The sequence below is a fragment of the Bacteroides sp. AM32-11AC genome (assembly GCF_003603515.1).
Lineage (GTDB): Bacteria > Bacteroidota > Bacteroidia > Bacteroidales > Bacteroidaceae > Bacteroides > Bacteroides uniformis.
Genome location: NZ_QTNH01000004.1, coordinates 71842 through 88821 on the forward strand (window position 1 = coordinate 71842; position 16980 = coordinate 88821).

General features: G+C 46.7%; 16 protein-coding genes. 12 read left to right on the forward strand and 4 right to left on the reverse strand.

Annotated elements, in window-relative coordinates:
- Positions 1-99 precede the first annotated feature (99 nt).
- On the reverse strand, positions 100-636 hold the full coding sequence (locus tag DW800_RS05515) for a ferredoxin domain-containing protein (RefSeq protein ID WP_005827817.1): 537 nt from the start codon (positions 634-636) through the stop codon (positions 100-102).
- 92 nt (positions 637-728) lie between these two features.
- On the opposite strand from DW800_RS05515, the gene DW800_RS05520 reads away from it, so the two are divergent.
- Together DW800_RS05520 and DW800_RS05525 are read left to right on the forward strand one after the other, a co-directional pair.
- The gene (locus tag DW800_RS05520; protein ID WP_005827815.1) at positions 729-1352 is read left to right on the forward strand and encodes an ATP-binding cassette domain-containing protein; all 624 of its coding nucleotides are present in this window, start codon (positions 729-731) and stop codon (positions 1350-1352) included.
- An 11-nt stretch (positions 1353-1363) separates the two neighbouring features.
- On the forward strand, positions 1364-2173 hold the full coding sequence (locus DW800_RS05525) for an ABC transporter permease (protein ID WP_005827813.1): 810 nt from the start codon (positions 1364-1366) through the stop codon (positions 2171-2173).
- A gap of 2 nt (positions 2174-2175) precedes the next feature.
- Here DW800_RS05525 and DW800_RS05530 read toward each other — a convergent pair whose 3' ends face one another.
- Positions 2176-2586 (reverse strand): DUF4891 domain-containing protein, encoded by a 411-nt coding sequence (locus DW800_RS05530; RefSeq protein ID WP_005827811.1) that lies wholly within the window; start codon positions 2584-2586, stop codon positions 2176-2178.
- Positions 2587-2610: 24 nt separating this feature from the next.
- Positions 2611-3387: a DUF4377 domain-containing protein gene (locus tag DW800_RS05535; protein ID WP_005827810.1), complete on the reverse strand. Its 777-nt coding sequence runs from the start codon at positions 3385-3387 to the stop codon at positions 2611-2613.
- Between the two features lie 188 nt (positions 3388-3575).
- Between DW800_RS05535 and DW800_RS05540 the strand changes: the two genes are divergently transcribed.
- The 8 genes from DW800_RS05540 (at position 3576) to DW800_RS05575 (ending at position 14458) form a co-directional block, all read left to right on the forward strand.
- Entirely contained in the window at positions 3576-4670 is a 1095-nt protein-coding gene (locus DW800_RS05540; RefSeq protein ID WP_119957888.1) for a Nif3-like dinuclear metal center hexameric protein, read from the forward strand.
- Positions 4671-4675: 5 nt separating this feature from the next.
- Positions 4676-5515 (forward strand): zinc ribbon domain-containing protein, encoded by an 840-nt coding sequence (locus DW800_RS05545; protein ID WP_005827804.1) that lies wholly within the window; start codon positions 4676-4678, stop codon positions 5513-5515.
- Between the two features lie 145 nt (positions 5516-5660).
- Positions 5661-6827: a PCMD domain-containing protein gene (locus DW800_RS05550; protein ID WP_005827802.1), complete on the forward strand. Its 1167-nt coding sequence runs from the start codon at positions 5661-5663 to the stop codon at positions 6825-6827.
- A gap of 25 nt (positions 6828-6852) precedes the next feature.
- The gene (locus DW800_RS05555) at positions 6853-7635 is read left to right on the forward strand and encodes a porin family protein (RefSeq protein ID WP_035449279.1); all 783 of its coding nucleotides are present in this window, start codon (positions 6853-6855) and stop codon (positions 7633-7635) included.
- Between the two features lie 93 nt (positions 7636-7728).
- Positions 7729-9162, forward strand: coding sequence for an efflux transporter outer membrane subunit (locus tag DW800_RS05560; protein WP_035448557.1), 1434 nt, complete (start codon positions 7729-7731; stop codon positions 9160-9162).
- Between the two features lie 25 nt (positions 9163-9187).
- Positions 9188-10291 (forward strand): efflux RND transporter periplasmic adaptor subunit, encoded by a 1104-nt coding sequence (locus DW800_RS05565; RefSeq protein WP_005837177.1) that lies wholly within the window; start codon positions 9188-9190, stop codon positions 10289-10291.
- Positions 10292-10316: 25 nt separating this feature from the next.
- The gene (locus tag DW800_RS05570; protein WP_119957889.1) at positions 10317-13430 is read left to right on the forward strand and encodes an efflux RND transporter permease subunit; all 3114 of its coding nucleotides are present in this window, start codon (positions 10317-10319) and stop codon (positions 13428-13430) included.
- 137 nt (positions 13431-13567) lie between these two features.
- Positions 13568-14458: a CblA family class A beta-lactamase gene (locus tag DW800_RS05575; protein WP_005827792.1), complete on the forward strand. Its 891-nt coding sequence runs from the start codon at positions 13568-13570 to the stop codon at positions 14456-14458.
- Between the two features lie 30 nt (positions 14459-14488).
- Here DW800_RS05575 and DW800_RS05580 read toward each other — a convergent pair whose 3' ends face one another.
- Positions 14489-14938, reverse strand: coding sequence for a type I restriction enzyme HsdR N-terminal domain-containing protein (locus DW800_RS05580; protein ID WP_005827787.1), 450 nt, complete (start codon positions 14936-14938; stop codon positions 14489-14491).
- Positions 14939-15002: 64 nt separating this feature from the next.
- Between DW800_RS05580 and DW800_RS05585 the strand changes: the two genes are divergently transcribed.
- Complete coding sequence (locus DW800_RS05585; RefSeq protein ID WP_005827785.1) at positions 15003-15779, forward strand: AMP nucleosidase; 777 nt, start codon at positions 15003-15005, stop codon at positions 15777-15779.
- Positions 15780-15820: 41 nt separating this feature from the next.
- Positions 15821-16840 carry a DNA polymerase III subunit delta gene (holA, locus tag DW800_RS05590; protein WP_005837183.1) on the forward strand — a complete coding sequence of 340 codons (1020 nt, stop codon included), beginning with the start codon at positions 15821-15823 and terminating at the stop codon, positions 16838-16840.
- Positions 16841-16980 lie beyond the last annotated feature (140 nt).

Genomic DNA, 16980 nt, shown 5'->3' on the forward strand with positions numbered 1-16980 from the left:
AGAGAGAGGGAGAATAAACCTTAGGTTTAGAATTGCCAAACCTCTACTTCAGACTTCTAAACCTCTACTCTATGATTGTAAACCTCTACTCGTCAATTATCACTTATCTTCCTTCGGTTTCCGGTCGAAGAATGGATTCTTGGAGGATGCACTCACCGGAATGGCAAAGACAGTCTTGCATCCTTTCAGCCAATCCAAACGCTGAGCGGCAAGTCCGGCAGAAAACATGACACGGGTATCCACCCTCAAATCGGCAGCCATGGCACAAGCCGAACCTACAGCTATCCCTACATCCACCGTATTCAAAGCACAAGGTACTCCCTCCGGACGACCGGCACAAGTGGGAAAACCGCAGTGTCCGCAATTCAAACCTTGCGTCTGCTCGCGCGTACCTATTATAATTACACATTCAGCCTGCAAAATGTTGTCCGCATCACGGAGAAAGAACTTCATACCGTGCTCTTCAACCATAGCGACCATCTTTTCAGACAGCTTCTTAATGTCTTCACCCGTAACCAGCGCAGCTTCAATCACATCAATACCTTTTCCTTTCGGTGCCGTGCGCGCAGCAGTCAGCATTTGCCTTGCCACGTCAAGCACATGTTCGTGGCGGCAATCCCGTTCATTCTGTATCATAGTCTTTCTTTCCTGAATTAATTAGTGCGTCAAAGATAGCACAAATATTTTTTTGCACTATCTTTGCGATACAGAAAGATTAAAGGAACACCATGCTGCAAATAGAAAATGCCAGTATCGCCTACGGCAACGATATACTTTTCTCGGGTTTCAACCTGCAATTGGAAAGGGGAGAGATAGCCAGTATCTCCGGCCCTTCGGGATGCGGAAAGTCGTCACTGCTGAATGCCATACTTGGATTTACTCCGTTAAAAGAAGGACGCATCGTCTTGAACGGCATTCTGCTGGATAAAGGAAACGTCGACGTTGTCCGTAAGCAGACTGCATGGATTCCACAAGAACTGGCATTGCCGCTGGAATGGGTAAAGGACATGGTACAATTGCCCTTCGGTTTAAAGGCAAACCGGGGTACACCCTTTTCTGAAACCCGTTTATTTGCATGTTTCGAGGATTTGGGTCTGGAACAAGAGTTATATTACAAACGGGTGAACGAAATATCCGGAGGCCAACGCCAACGGATGATGATAGCCGTAGCCTCAATGATTGGCAAACCACTGACCATTGTCGATGAACCGACTTCCGCTCTCGACTCCGGTTCCGCGGAAAAAGTACTCTCTTTCTTCCGCAGGCAGACAGAAAATGGAAGTGCCATACTGACCGTATCCCATGACAAAAGATTCGCCAACGGATGTGACCGACATATAATCATGAAATAACATACACACTATTGGGAACCATAGATATATCATACCTCAGCCTGGGCATCGGATTATTGCTATTATTAATACCGCTGTTTTACATCTGGAAGTTCAAGACCGGACTGTTGCGCGCTACTGTGATAGGTACGGCACGCATGATTGTCCAGTTGTTCTTCATCGGCATATACTTGAACTACCTCTTTTTATGGGATAACCCGTGGATAAACTTTCTATGGGTAATTGTCATGATATTTGTAGCATCGCAGACGGCATTGGCACGAACACAATTGAAGAGGAAGATTCTGCTCCTGCCCATATCCGCAGGTTTCTTATGCAGTGTAGTATGTGTAGGCTTGTACTTTATCGGAATAGTACTGAGAGTGGAAAACGTATTCAGCGCCCGGTATTTCATCCCTATTTTCGGCATACTGATGGGCAACATGCTATCCAGTAACGTCATAGCCCTCAACACCTATTATAGTGGACTGAAACGGGAACAACAGCTTTACCGGTATCTTCTCGGCAATGGTGCTACAAAAGCGGAAGCACAGGCACCTTTCATCCGCCAAGCCATCATCAAATCCTTCAGTCCGCTGATTGCCAATATATCCGTGATGGGGCTGGTTGCTTTTCCGGGAACCATGATTGGCCAGATATTGGGTGGCAGCAGCCCGAATGTGGCCATCAAATATCAGATGATGATTATGGTCATCACCTTTACCGCCTCCATGCTGTCACTGATGATTACAATCTCTCTGGCTTCCCGCAAGTCGTTCGATGCCTACGGCAAGCTACTGCCGGTGATGGTAGAGAAGAAGGGAAAAAAGGAGCATAAATAACTTCAACGGTGGTGGGCATCCAGTTTTCCGGGGAGATAGCGTAGCTGCACATATTGTACGCCCGGTTTCACAAAGCCGCTGTCCAACATCACTTTCTTTACACGGAATTCTTCAAGCCTATACTGCAGGTAACTTTTGATGCGTTGACTTTGCGGCTTGGTATATGCCAGCAGATTAACTTTTCCCAGCGAATCAATCTCTACCCTTGCCTTGACGGTGCGTAGAGAAAGAGGACCGTCTTTTTTCTTAGCCTGATAATCTTTATCCTTGTCTACCCAAAAGATAGCCGTAGCCTTGGGAGTAGTATCTACCGGCTCCTCCATATCCTCAGATACATCTTTACCGGAACAGTTCGTATCCTGACAAGACAATAACGATAAAAGGAAAAGAAACAAAACAAGTAATGTTTTCATAATAAAGGAGATTAATGTGTCCAACTAATCAAACGTACCCGATGAAGCATATATTATCGGATATATAAAATGTTCTTCACCTTCCGTTTGCGGTTGTTCAAACAATTGTTTGTAGATAGGTTCCGGCTCTGTTTCAGAGAAAAAATCTGCATCAGCAGGATAAATACCATAATACCACCAGGGAGTTCCTTCCATATTATAAGGCTCAATACCCTCGATTACAAACTTATATAATCCAACTGTATCACCATCTTTTATAATGCTTGTATAGGTTCCATAATTGGTCCCCATATTATATCTCAATCCTTTTAAAGGAGCATATTCTTCTTCAGTAAACTCGCCTGCTACATATTTTTTTCTTTTGCATGCAAAAGGAATCTCATATTTTCCTCCATCAGGAGAAAGAATAAAAGGATTGGGTCCATCAACCTCTATTGTATATTCATATTCTACTCCGACTTTTGATAACACCTCGACCAGTTCGTATGCAATATTACTGGCATCGGCGGGAGGGTTGAGCAAAGTTGTTTTTTTCACCAATAAGGTGTATTCATACCCCTTGCTATAATCAAACCCGGCAATTCCTAAAAAGTCCAACGCTTCATATTCATTTTTACCTTCCTCCTTTACCAACATACAATCAATGAAATGATCACTTCCCCAAGGCTGGTAAGTGCCAATCTCGGAAGAGACCTTCATTTTAATGTTTTCTACATTGTCTTGTGGAGTATCACTGTTACAAGAGGTCACACCAATTATAATCAAGAGCGATAAAATTCCGAATAGTTTTTTAGTTTTCATAGATTTAGTTTTATAATAATCGCTCGCAAAGATAGTCTTTTTCGTGATAAAACATTTTTCGATAAGAGTTTTTGTTGGAAGAAAACCGTCTATTACTCAAATTTGTTACTGATATTTTATAAAAAGAATAAAAAACATTCTCAATCCATTGCTTTTTACTATATTTGCAACCAAATTTTCTGTTCACAATGAAAATTAAGGAATTAGTAAGCGCCCTTGAACGGTTCGCGCCTCTGCCATTGCAAGACGGATTTGATAATGCCGGCCTGCAAATCGGATTGACAGATGCGGAAGCAACAGGGGCTTTGTTGTGTCTTGACGTTACTGAAGCTGTACTGGATGAAGCCATTGCATTGGGATATAATGTGGTTATATCACATCACCCTCTCATTTTCAAAGGGTATAAATCCATCACGGGCAGGGATTATCTGGAACGTTGTATCTTGAAAGCCATCAAGAATGACATCGTTGTTTATGCTGCGCACACTAACCTGGATAATGCACCGGGAGGAGTGAACTTCAAGATTGCCGAGAAAATCGGTTTGAAGAATGTCCGTATCCTGGAAGCCAAGGAAAATGCGCTGGTAAAGCTGACCACATTTGTACCGACCGCCCAAGCGGAAGACGTGAGGAAAGCCTTGTTCGACGCTGGATGCGGCAATATCGGCAACTATGATTTGTGCAGTTATAACATGGAAGGCGAGGGGACATTCCGAGCCCGGGAAGGTGCCACCCCATACTGTGGAGCGATAGGGGAGCTGCATACCGAACGTGAAGTACGTATTGAGACAATCATACCCGCCTACAAAAAAGCGGCAACTGTCAAGGCACTGCTTGCGGCACATCCATATGAAGAACCGGTCTATGATATTTATCCCTTGCAAAACTCATGGCCACAAGCCGGAGCCGGTGTCATTGGCGAATTGGAAGTACCGGAGACAGAACTTGAATTCCTGAAACGGATAAAGAAAACCTTCGAAGTAGGGTGTCTCAGACATAACAAACTCCTCGGGCGGGAAATACAGACTGTTGCATTATGTGGCGGCGCCGGCGCTTTCCTAATGCCGCTTGCCATCCGCAACCGTGCAGATGTCTTTATCACCGGCGAGATAAAATACCATGACTATTTCGGACATGATACCGATATATTATTGGCTGAAATAGGGCATTATGAAAGTGAGCAATATACGAAAGAAATATTTTATACAATAATCCGGGATTTGTTTCCTCATTTTGAGGTCCAAATGACCAAAGTGAATACAAACCCCATAAAATACATGTAAGTAAAATGGCTAAAGAAGCAAAAAAAGATCCTCAGGAATTAACCGTAGAACAGAAGTTGAAAGCTTTGTTCCAATTGCAGACAATGCTGTCCAAAATCGATGAAATCAAGACGTTGAGAGGTGAACTTCCACTGGAAGTACAGGACTTGGAAGACGAAATAGCCGGTCTGAGTACCCGTATAGACAGAATCAAGGCAGAAGTTGCCGAGTTGAAATCCTCCATTGCAGGAAAGAAAGTTGAAATTGAAACCGCAAAGGCTTCTGTAGCTAAATATAAAGACCAGCAGGACAACGTACGCAACAACCGCGAATATGACTTCTTAAGCAAGGAAATCGAATTCCAGACATTGGAAATCGAACTCTGCGAAAAGCGTATCAAGGAATTTGCCGCACAAGAGGAAGAAAAATCTCAAGAAGTAGCAGAAAGCACTGCTGCTCTGGAAGAAAGACAAAAAGACCTCGACGTAAAGAAGAGCGAACTGGACGAAATCATCTCCGAGACCAAACAAGAGGAAGAGAAGCTGAGAGACAAAGCCAAAGAACTGGAAACAAAGATTGAACCCCGTCTGCTTCAGTCCTTCAAACGTATCCGTAAGAATTCACGCAATGGACTGGGTATTGTATACGTACAGCGTGATGCTTGCGGTGGTTGCTTCAACAAGATTCCGCCCCAGAGACAATTGGACATCCGCTCACGCAAGAAAATTATCGTTTGCGAATATTGTGGCCGTATCATGATTGACCCGGAATTAGCAGGTATAACTCCTGAACAGAAAGTGGAAGTTGTAAAGGAAAAGCCAGTAAGAGCCAAAAGAAAAATCGTACATATCGGCTCAGATAATTAAAAATAGAACATTTTCTATATATAAAACGGCAATAGTAAAGCACCTATTGCCGTTTTTTTGTTAAATAAGCTCATAAAAACCTGCTATTAGAGAAAAAAGAAGTAGTTTTGTTGCTTGAAAAATTAATAGAATTAAATTAAAAAGCATGAGACTAAACAAATTATTCATACTCTATTCACTTTTCGGAATATTGATGGCATCGTGCATAAAAGATGAAGCACCCAATGCTGAAGCTGATATAACAGGCATCTCTTTTGAAGAAGATGTACTGGCAAGCGCTCGTTTCAATTTAAATCCGTCTTACAATGATAATCTGCAGGCCTACCCCATATTAGTAAAAGTAAAAGAGGGCACTCCTTTAAACAAACTATCCCCCCTGTTTGAGTTGACGCCGGGCGCTACCATTAGTCCGGAAAGTGGTAGTGAACACGATTTCTCTGACGGAAAAAGGGTAAAGTATACCGTAACTTCCGAGAACAAGGCTTGGCAGCGAGTATATTCCATCGGTGTACGCGAACAATCGGTATCAGACATCCCAAATGAATTCCATTTTGAAGACATACGACTTATCAATGGAATTAACCCCAAATACAAATATCAGGAGTTCTATGAAGAACAAGACGGATTGGAACTGACATGGGCCAGTGGAAATGAAGGATTCAACTGGGCAGCCAGTTCATCAGCTACTGAAAATTACCCTACGTCACAATATGACAATGGTAAAAACGGAAAGTGTGCCAAATTAGAAACTCGGCTTACCGGCTCTCTGGGAGCAATGGTAGGTATGCCGATAGCTGCTGGAAATTTGTTTATCGGTGAGTTTGATATGACGAATGCTCTCACCAGCCCATTGAAAGCCACACATTTCGGCACTCCTTTCTGTTATAAGCCCTCACGTCTAAAAGGTTGGTACAAGTACAAAGCCGGTGAACGTTTTTATGAAAACGGTGGATACACCGACCGTAAAGATGTGATGAACATCTATGCAATCTTTTATGAAGGCGAAAGTTACAACGAAGCAGGAGAAGTTACGGAAGTAATATTGGATGGAAATCTGCCAAACCAGAACTATGAACATCCCAGTATGGTAGCTTTAGCTCTAATATCCAATCCCCACGAAACCGATGATTGGGAAGCTTTCGACATTCCTTTTGACTATCAGAGATATGGAAAAGAAATAGATGAAACCAAACTGGCAAAAGGAAAATATAAACTAAGTATCATTTTTGCATCCAGCAAGAACGGTGCAACTTTCGAGGGTGCGCCCGGAAGTACCCTTTTAGTGGATGATGTGGAACTGATTTTCGAATAAGAACCCTGTAGAATTGGAATACAACATGATAAAGAAAATAGTAGCATTTATCGCATTGGCAGTTTACATGCAAACCGCCCTATACGCTCAAGAGAATCAGAATCGTACGCTTATAAACGCTGCCCTGCACGGATGGGAATATGAGATAAGGGCCGGTGTCAGCATCGGTGGTACTTCCCCGCTTCCATTGCCCGTAGAAATACGGAGTATCGATGCCTACAATCCTACTTTAGCTCTTATGCTGGAAGGAAATGCCATCAAGTGGTTAGGAAAAACTAAAAAATGGGGAGTAATAACCGGGGTAAGACTGGAAACCAAAAATATGATTACCAAAGCGACAGTAAAGAACTATGGCATGGAAATCATAGGAAATGACGGTAACCGCTTGAAAGGTAACTGGACGGGAGGAGTAAAAACCAAAGTACGCAATGCCTACATTACTGTCCCCGTACTTGGAGCATATAAAGTCAACTCACGATTGCGAGCCAAAGCAGGTGCATATGTATCCTACCTGATGGATGAGGAATTCTCCGGATATGTATATGAAGGTTATCTGCGTGAAGGTAATCCTACCGGAAAGAAAGTCAACTTCTCCGACGGTGCCATTGCCACTTACGACTTTTCGGATGATTTGCGCAAGTTTGCCTGGGGCGTGCAAGCTGGTGTAGACTGGCGTGCCTTCAAACATCTGAGTGTATTTGCCGACCTTACATGGGGATTGAATGATATTTTCAAGAAAGATTTCAATACAATTACCTTTGCCATGTATCCCATCTACTTGAATGTGGGTTTCGGGTATGCCTTCTAAGATACTCGGGTATACCGAGTAAATACTCATAAACAAATAAAGGTTTAGGTTGTTATCAATCCCATAAAAAGATAACCACCTAAACCTTTATTTATGAATATAAAAGTTTGGAGCACTGCGTTGCTCATATTATGCCTATGTCCTGCGGCTATGGCACAGAAAGCCAACCGCTATCTTGAGAAACCACTCCCACAAGGCTGGGGAAAGGACGCCTCCCATGCCATTCCCGGAGATGACAATCTGTTCAGCGGACAAATACCACCCATTGACGACAAGTGGTGGAAAGCCTTCGATGACCCGATGCTGGATTCATTGATTACGGTAGCCTCCACTCAAAACTATTCCGTACTTTCTGCCATGGACCGTATGGATATGGCTAAATCCAATCTGCGGATAGAACGCGGCAGCTTTTTCCCTTCCATCTCATTGGACGGAGGATGGGCACGGCAGCAAAGCAGCGGCAATGTCAACGCACTTCCGCAATCCATTACCGGTGCATACAGCGCCTCGCTCAACGCCAGTTGGGAGCTGGACGTATTCGGAAGTATCCGCCAACGGGTAAAGGCACAGCGGGAAACCTTCATGGCAAGCAAGGAGGAATATACCTCTGTCATGGTATCCCTCTGTGCCCAGATAGCTTCTGCCTACATCGGACTCCGCGAACTGCAGCAAGAGCTAAGTGTAGTGACCCACAATTGCCATACCCAGGCAGCTGTACTTAACATTACCGAAGTACGCTACAAAACCGGACTGGTGTCCAAACTGGACGTTTCACAAGCCAAATCCGTATATTACAGTACCAAAGCCTCCATCCCACAACTGGAGGCTGGCATCAACCAATACATCACGACGCTCGCAATCTTACTCGGTACTTACCCCCAGCATATCCGCCCCATATTGGAGAAGCCCAGCAAACTGCCCGACTATATGGAACCCATAGGCATCGGTGTTCCTGCCGACCTGCTGCTCCGCCGCCCCGATATACGGCAAGCCGAACGCCAAGTCAACGCGCAGGCGGCAACACTCGGCGCATCTCAAAGTGACTGGCTGCCGCAAGTGTTCCTAAAAGGTTCCATCGGCTATTCCTCCCATGACTTGAAGGACTTGACTAAACGGAACAGTATGACGTTTGAAATTGCTCCAAGCATCAGCTGGACCTTATTCAGCGGTACCAAACTGGTGAATGCCACCCGTCTGGCACGTGCCCAGCTCGATGAATCCATTCACCAGTTCAACCAGACAGTGCTTACCGCCGTGCAGGAAACGGATAATGCCATGAACTCCTATCGCAACTCCATCCAACAGATTGTTGCCATGCGCGAAGTATGCAACCAGGGAGAAGAAACTCTGAAACTCTCCCTCGATTTGTACAAACAAGGACTTACTCCCTTCCAGAACGTACTGGACGCACTACGCTCACTCCTGACATACGAAAATCAGCTGGTGCAGGCACAAGGCAGCTCCTTGCTGCATCTGATAGCCTTATACCAGGCATTGGGAGGTGGATATGAAATGAATCAGAAATAAGAATATAAACTAAACCGAACCGTATATGAAAAATCAAATGTACATCACCCTGCTCATCCTGCCATTGCTGGCAACGGGATGCGGGGGAAGGAAAGAAACGGCACAAACGATGCCCGTTCCCGAGATAAGCGTGGCCCGTCCGACAGTGCAGAACATTACGCTGACGAAAGAATATCCGGGCTACCTGACTTCTGAAAAGACCGTAGACCTGGTAGGCAGAGTCAGCGGAACCTTACAGACCATCGCTTACGCTCCCGGCAGCCGGGTACGCCAGGGACAAGTACTTTTTGTCATCGAACCGACAGTCTATCAAGACAATGTGCGGCAGGCAGAAGCAGAACTCAACACTGCCCGCGCCAACCTGGAATACGCCCAAAACAACTACACACGTATGCAGGAAGCCGTGAAAAGCGATGCTGTAAGCCGTATACAAGTGCTACAAGCACAATCCAACGTGGCAACTTCGCAGGCTGCAGTGAGCAATGCGGAAGCAGCCCTGAACACAGCACGCACCAATCTGAGCTACTGCACCGTCCGTGCTCCCTTCGACGGCACCGTAAGCCGTAACCTGGTGGATGCCGGAGGCTATGTAGGCGGCAGCGTGCAGCCCGTCACATTGGCAACCATCTACAAAGACGACCATTTGTACACCTACTTCAATGTGGCAGACAACCAATGGCTCTCCATGCTGATGCAGCAGGGAGACAGTATCCCCCGGCAAGTGAGTGTCAGCCTGGGTAAAGACGAACTCCTCACTTATCCCGCACAGCTGGACTATCTTTCGCCCAACGTAGACTTGAACACCGGAACTTTGAACATCCGCGCCCGTCTCGACAACCCTAAAGGACTGTTGAAAAGCGGCCTCTACGTCAGCATCACCTTGCCCTACGGAGAGCAACAGCAGGCTATCCTGCTGCCAGACGCCTCCATCGGTACCGACCAGTTGGGGAAATACATATACGTAGTCAACGATTCGAATATAGTGCGCTACCGCCATATAGAAACCGGACAACTGATAGGAGACAGCCTGCGCCAGATAAGGGCAGGCATCACTCCCCGGGAGCGCTACGTCACCAAAGCACTGATGAAGGTAAGGGATGGAATGAAAGTACATCCCATTGACAACTAATATGAATTGATTAATACCAAAGCCTATGTTTTCAAAATTCTTCATAGACCGTCCTATCTTTGCTACCGTATTGGCGCTGCTCATCGTCGTAGCAGGACTGGTCACACTGGGCATCCTGCCCATTGCCCAATATCCGGACATCACACCACCCACCGTGCAGGTCAGTGCCGTATATCCCGGAGCCAATGCGCAGACGGTGGCACAAACCGTCGGCATCCCCATCGAGCAGCAAGTCAACGGAGTGGACGGAATGCTTTACATGTCCTCCAACTCCAGCTCATCGGGCGCTTACTCTCTTACCATTACTTTTGCCGTAGGCACAGACATTGATATGGCTACCGTGCAGGTCCAGAACCGGGTAAGCGTGGCCCAGTCGTCACTACCTACTCCCGTTGTGGTGCAAGGCGTCACTGTACAGAAACAGTCATCGAACATCGTGATGTTCCTCACGATGACGTCGGACAGCAAAGACTACGACGGACTTTACCTCAGCAACTATGCCAAGCTGAATCTCGTAGACCAGTTAACACGCGTGCCCGGTGTAGGCGCCGTCAATGTGATGGGAGCAGGGGACTACTCCATGCGTATCTGGCTCGACCCTGCCGCCATGCGCATCCGCTATCTTTCGCCGGCCGATGTATACCAAGCTATCCAATCACAGAATGTGGAGGTCAGCGCAGGTAACGTAGGGCAACCCATCGGCACAGACAATAAAAATGCCTATCAATACAGCCTAACCGTAAAAGGGCGCCTTACCTCACCCGAAGAGTTCGGCAACATTATCCTGCGTACCGAAACCGGAGGGAAGATACTCCGTCTGCGCGACGTGGCGCATATCGACCTGGGCTCGGCCTCTTACAGCGTAGTATCCCAACTGGACGGGAAACCCACCGCTGCCATCGCTATCTATCAGCAACCTGGCAGCAACTCGCTGGACGTTTCCAAAGGAGTAAAGGCAAAAATGCAGGAACTCTCGCAAAATTTCCCTGCAGGCATACAATACAATGTAACCCTGGACACTACGGATGTCATTCATGCTTCCATAGACGAAGTGATGGTGACGTTCCTTGAAACAACCCTGCTGGTAGTTCTCGTCATCTTCCTGTTCCTGCAGAACTGGCGGGCGGTCGTCATTCCCTGCATCACTATTCCGGTATCACTCATCGGCACACTGGCCGTCATGTCCTTGTTCGGCTTCTCCATCAATACGCTGACACTATTCGGACTGATACTTGCCGTGGCCATCGTGGTGGATGATGCCATTGTGGTGGTGGAGAACTCCACGCGTCTGCTGGACACGGGGCGCTACACCTCCCGCCAGGCTGTGACCGAAGCGATGGGAGAGATTACCGGACCCATTGTCGGGGTAGTGCTGGTGCTGCTTGCCGTATTTATCCCGACAACACTCGTCAGCGGCATATCAGGACAACTGTATAAACAGTTTGCCTTGACCATTGCAGCCAGCACCGTACTTAGCGGATTCAACTCACTGACCCTTACTCCGGCACTCTGTACCTTGATGCTGCAACCTACCCGGCCTTCCAAAAATCCCCTATATCGGGGGTTCAACCATCTGTACGACAAGACACAAGGAGTCTACGACCGGATAGTGGAGTACCTGCTCCAACGCCCTGTCGCTTCCATCGTTTCATATGCGGTTTTCACATTGATTGCTGTCCTGCTGTTTGTCAAATGGCCGTCCACATTTGTTCCGGAAGAAGATGACGGCTATTTCCTCGCAGTGGTACAACTTCCCCCTGCATCGAGCCTGGAGCGCACCCAAGCCGTAGGAAAGCAGATAAATAAGATTCTCGATTCTTACCCCGAAATAAAGGACTACATCGGCATATCCGGCTTCTCCGTGATGGGAGGTGGAGAGCAAAGCAATGCGGCCACTTACTTCATCGTACTGAAAAACTGGAATGAACGCAAGGGAAAGGAACATACGGCTGAAGCCGTAGTACAGCGCTTCAATATGGAAGTATATGGCATCCAGGAAGCAGAGATATTTGCCATGGTCCCGCCTGCCATCCCCGGACTGGGAGCTACCGGAGGCCTGCAACTCCAATTGGAAGACCGCCACAACCTCGGCGCCACCGAGATGCAGCGTGCTGTAGAGACCTTGATGGAGCATTACCGCAATTATCCGGCACTGGCATCGGTCAGCAGCCAGTACCAAGCCAATGTACCGCAATATTTTTTGAATATAGACCGCGACAAGGTACAGTTGATGGGTATCCCGCTGAACAGTGTATTCACCGCCTTGGGTTACTATATGGGGGAGGCCTACGTCAACGACTATGTACAGTTCGGACACATCTACCAAGTGAAATTGGGGGCGGGCGACCGTGCCCAGCGTGTCATCGACGATGTTCTGAAATTGAGCGTTCCCAATGCATCGGGAGAAATGGTACCTTTCTCTTCCTTCACCCGGGTGGAAGAGCAGTTAGGCATGGACCAGATAAACAGATATAACATGTACTCCACAGCAGCCGTGACCTGCAATGTGGCTCCGGGCAGTAGTTCGGGAGAGGGTATCCGGCAAATGGAAAGTCTAATCAAAGAGCATCTCGGAGACGAGTTCGGCTATGAATGGACTTCGGTAGCCTATCAGGAGACGCAGGCGGGAACCACGACGACTGTCGTATTCGTCATGGCACTGCTGGTTGCCTTCCTTGTACTCGCCGCACAATACGAAAGCTGGACCAGTCCGGTAGCTGCCGTAATGGGACTTCCGGTTGCACTGCTCGGTGCCATGCTGGGATGCTATGTCATGGGGACTCCGGTCAGCATCTACACACAAATTGGAATCATTCTGCTTGTCGCCTTGTCTGCCAAAAACGGTATTCTGATTGTGGAGTTTGCACGTGACTTTCGTGCACAAGGCAATTCAATCCGCGATGCGGCATTCCAGGCCGGACATATCCGCCTGCGACCTATTCTGATGACATCGCTTGCATTCGTATTCGGGGTTATGCCGCTGCTTTTTGCAACCGGAGCAGGGGCGGGAAGCCGTATTGCACTGGGAGCCGCCGTAGTGTTCGGTATGGCACTGAATACCTTGCTTGCCACGGTCTATATTCCTAATTTCTACGAATTGATGCAGAAGTTGCAGGAGAAGTTCAGTAAGAAACAATAGGGAGGATGAGCTACAAGTTATGGATTATGGGTTATAAGCTATCACACTTATAGCCCATAATCCATAACTCATTTTAGCAACTTGCTGCTAAAAGTTGTATCTTTGCGTGCGAATTGCCTCTTAAAGAAATTGAAGTTATGAAAGCATATTTCATCGCCATACTTACCTTATTCACTTGTATAGCTACCGTCGTCCGGGCGCAGCAAATGTCTGAACTTGAAAACCGGATTGACAGTCTGCTCAATGGCAAGAAAGCCACCGTTGGTATAGCCGTATGGACAGACAAAGGAGACATGCTCCGGTATAACGACCATGTACACTTCCCCTTGCTCAGTGTATTCAAATTCCATGTGGCACTGGCCGTACTGGACAAGATGGATAAGCAAAGCATCAGTCTGGACAGCATTGTTTCCATAAAGGCATCCCAAATGCCGCCCAATACCTACAGCCCCCTGCGGAAGAAGTTTCCCGACCAGGATTTCACGATTACGCTTAGGGAACTGATGCAATACAGCATTTCCCAAAGCGACAACAATGCCTGCGACATCTTGATAGAATATGCAGGAGGCATCAAACATATCAACGACTATATCCACCGGTTGAGTATCGACTCCTTCAACCTCTCGGAAACAGAAGACGGCATGCACTCCAGCTTCGAGGCTGTATACCGCAACTGGAGTACTCCTTCCGCTATGGTCCGACTACTGAGAACGGCTGATGAAAAAGAGTTGTTCTCCAACAAGGAGCTGAAAGACTTCTTGTGGCAGACCATGATAGATACTGAAACCGGTGCCAACAAACTGAAAGGTATGTTGCCAGCCAAAACCGTGGTAGGACACAAGACCGGCTCTTCCGACCGCAATGCCGACGGTATGAAAACTGCAGATAATGATGCCGGCCTCGTTATCCTTCCCGACGGCCGGAAATACTACATTGCCGCCTTCGTCATGGACTCATACGAGACGGATGAGGACAATGCGAACATCATCGCCCGCATATCACGCATGGTATATGATGCGATGAGATGAGAGAGGCAAGGGGGCTATTGGTAGCTCCTCCTATAAGTTTTGATACTCGGGTATATCCTGCAGAAAAGTATAGCTGTTGTGCTCGTAATCTATGCGGCAACAATAATGCTGAAGCCCGTTGCTGACAATCAGATAATCCACTTTCAGCACCATGTTGTAGCGGGTAATCTGGTCGAAAACCTTTTGGGTGATTTCTATTTCAGGCGCCTTGTATTCCACAATCATCCGGGCGGTAAGGTCGCGTCGATAGAGCACTGTATCACAGCGTTTCTTTGTACCGTTCAGCTGTACCTGCACCTCATTTGCCATAAGCGCCTGCGGATACCCCTTGTGAGCAAGAAGAAAGTGGACGAAGTGCTGCCGCACCCATTCTTCAGGGGTCAAGGCGACATAACGACGACGGATTACATCGAAAATAACATTTTTTCCGTTCCTTGCGGCAATTTTAGCATCGAATGCTGGTAGGTTTAACGATAACATTTACTACATTTGTAAGTTAAATAATGGTTCCCGTCTTTTGGGAACACAAATTTAATGAAATCTTATGAAAACAAAAGAAGAAATCGTAGCCAATTGGCTGCCCCGTTACACAAAGCGTAACCTGGAGGATTTTGGAGAGTACATTCTGTTGACCAACTTCAACAAGTACGTAGAGATTTTCGCAGAAAAGTTCAATGTTCCCATTCTCGGTAAAGATGCCAACATGATATCTGCCAGTGCAGAAGGAATGACCATCATTAATTTTGGTATGGGAAGTCCTAATGCCGCCATTATCATGGACTTGCTGAGTGCTATCAAGCCCAAGGCATGTCTGTTTCTGGGTAAGTGCGGCGGTATAGACAAGAAAAATAGAATAGGGGACCTCATCCTTCCCATTGCCGCCATCCGTGGCGAGGGTACCTCCAACGACTACTTCCCACCTGAAGTCCCGTCACTCCCGGCATTTATGCTGCAACGTGCCGTTTCTTCTGCCATCCGCGATTATGCCCGTGACTACTGGACCGGTACCGTATACACCACCAACCGCCGCATTTGGGAACATGACGAGGAATTCAAAGAATATCTGAAGAAAACCCGTGCCATGGCTGTCGATATGGAAACGGCAACCCTATTCAGCTGCGGTTTTGCCAATCATATTCCCACGGGAGCTCTTCTGCTGGTTTCAGACCAACCGATGATTCCGGAAGGTGTAAAAACCGATAAAAGCGACAATCTGGTGACCCAGAATTATGTAAAGGAGCATGTTGAAATCGGCATCGCATCCTTGCGCATGATTATTGATGAAAAGAAAACCGTAAAACACTTGAAGTTCGACTGGTAATCCGTTACGGGACATCCCTCGTATAGCACTTACTTTATTATATGGCAAAACAAGAAACAACCTGTGATGATATTCTAAAAGAGTTGAGAGCCAAGCAATACCGCCCCGTCTACTATCTCATGGGCGAGGAATCGTATTACATAGACCTCATCTCCGACTATATTGTAGACAACGTTCTCACTGACACCGAAAAGGAATTCAACCTGACCGTAGTCTACGGTGCAGATGTCGATATAGCCACTGTCATCAATGCGGCCAAGCGCTATCCGATGATGTCCGAACGCCAGGTCGTAGTCGTAAAGGAAGCGCAGGCCATCCGCAACATGGAGGAGCTTTCATACTACCTGCAAAAACCGTTGAACTCCACCATTCTTGTTCTATGCCACAAACATGGGGTGCTGGACAGAAGAAAGAAGCTGGCGGCCGAAATAGAGAAGGTGGGAGTTCTATTCGAATCCAAGAAGGTGAAGGATGCCCAGTTACCGGCATTCATCACCTCATACATGAAGCGCAAAGGTGTAGACTTGGATCCTAAAGCCACCTCCATGCTTGCCGATTTCGTAGGTACGGACCTCAGCCGCCTTACAGGAGAACTGGAAAAACTGATTATAACTCTTCCAAAAGGTCAGACACGCGTCACCCCCGAACAGATAGAACGTAACATCGGAATCAGTAAGGATTATAATAACTTTGAACTTCGCAGTGCCATTGTAGAAAAAGACATACTAAAGGCCAATAAAATAATAAAATATTTTGAAGAAAATCCGAAAACAAACCCTATCCAGATGACTTTATCTTTACTTTTCGGCTTCTTCTCCAACTTGATGTTGGCTTATTATGCACCCGAAAAGACGGAGCAGGGTATTGCCAGTTTCATAGGATTAAAGACTCCCTGGCAGTCGCGCGAATACCTAAGTGCCATGCGCCGTTACAGCGGAGTAAAGACCATGCAGATAATCGGAGAAATTCGATATGCAGATGCCAAATCCAAAGGAGTAGGAAATTCCTCCCTAAGCGATGGAGATATCCTCCGGGAATTGGTCTTTAAGATTCTACACTAACTTCCATACAGCATACTTTTCCATAAAAGGGAAAAAGCATAAAACAGACTGATTTGATATCATTATGTCATTTTTAGGGGGATTTATCCCCCTTTTTTCTATTTCAGTCCTTATCATAGACAGTAAAATAGGAGATAATA

Bases quoted from the DNA above. Each gene is read 5' to 3' on its own strand.
- DW800_RS05515 (WP_005827817.1), bottom strand. From the start codon at position 636: ATGATACAGAATGAACGGGATTGCCGCCACGAACATGTGCTTGACGTG.
- DW800_RS05520 (WP_005827815.1), top strand. From the start codon at position 729: ATGCTGCAAATAGAAAATGCCAGTATCGCCTACGGCAACGATATACTT.
- DW800_RS05530 (WP_005827811.1), bottom strand. From the start codon at position 2,586: ATGAAAACATTACTTGTTTTGTTTCTTTTCCTTTTATCGTTATTGTCT.
- DW800_RS05535 (WP_005827810.1), bottom strand. From the start codon at position 3,387: ATGAAAACTAAAAAACTATTCGGAATTTTATCGCTCTTGATTATAATT.
- DW800_RS05540 (WP_119957888.1), top strand. From the start codon at position 3,576: ATGAAAATTAAGGAATTAGTAAGCGCCCTTGAACGGTTCGCGCCTCTG.
- DW800_RS05545 (WP_005827804.1), top strand. From the start codon at position 4,676: ATGGCTAAAGAAGCAAAAAAAGATCCTCAGGAATTAACCGTAGAACAG.
- DW800_RS05550 (WP_005827802.1), top strand. From the start codon at position 5,661: ATGAGACTAAACAAATTATTCATACTCTATTCACTTTTCGGAATATTG.
- DW800_RS05555 (WP_035449279.1), top strand. From the start codon at position 6,853: ATGATAAAGAAAATAGTAGCATTTATCGCATTGGCAGTTTACATGCAA.
- DW800_RS05560 (WP_035448557.1), top strand. From the start codon at position 7,729: ATGAATATAAAAGTTTGGAGCACTGCGTTGCTCATATTATGCCTATGT.
- DW800_RS05565 (WP_005837177.1), top strand. From the start codon at position 9,188: ATGAAAAATCAAATGTACATCACCCTGCTCATCCTGCCATTGCTGGCA.
- DW800_RS05570 (WP_119957889.1), top strand. From the start codon at position 10,317: ATGTTTTCAAAATTCTTCATAGACCGTCCTATCTTTGCTACCGTATTG.
- DW800_RS05575 (WP_005827792.1), top strand. From the start codon at position 13,568: ATGAAAGCATATTTCATCGCCATACTTACCTTATTCACTTGTATAGCT.
- DW800_RS05580 (WP_005827787.1), bottom strand. From the start codon at position 14,938: ATGTTATCGTTAAACCTACCAGCATTCGATGCTAAAATTGCCGCAAGG.
- DW800_RS05585 (WP_005827785.1), top strand. From the start codon at position 15,003: ATGAAAACAAAAGAAGAAATCGTAGCCAATTGGCTGCCCCGTTACACA.
- holA (WP_005837183.1), top strand. From the start codon at position 15,821: ATGGCAAAACAAGAAACAACCTGTGATGATATTCTAAAAGAGTTGAGA.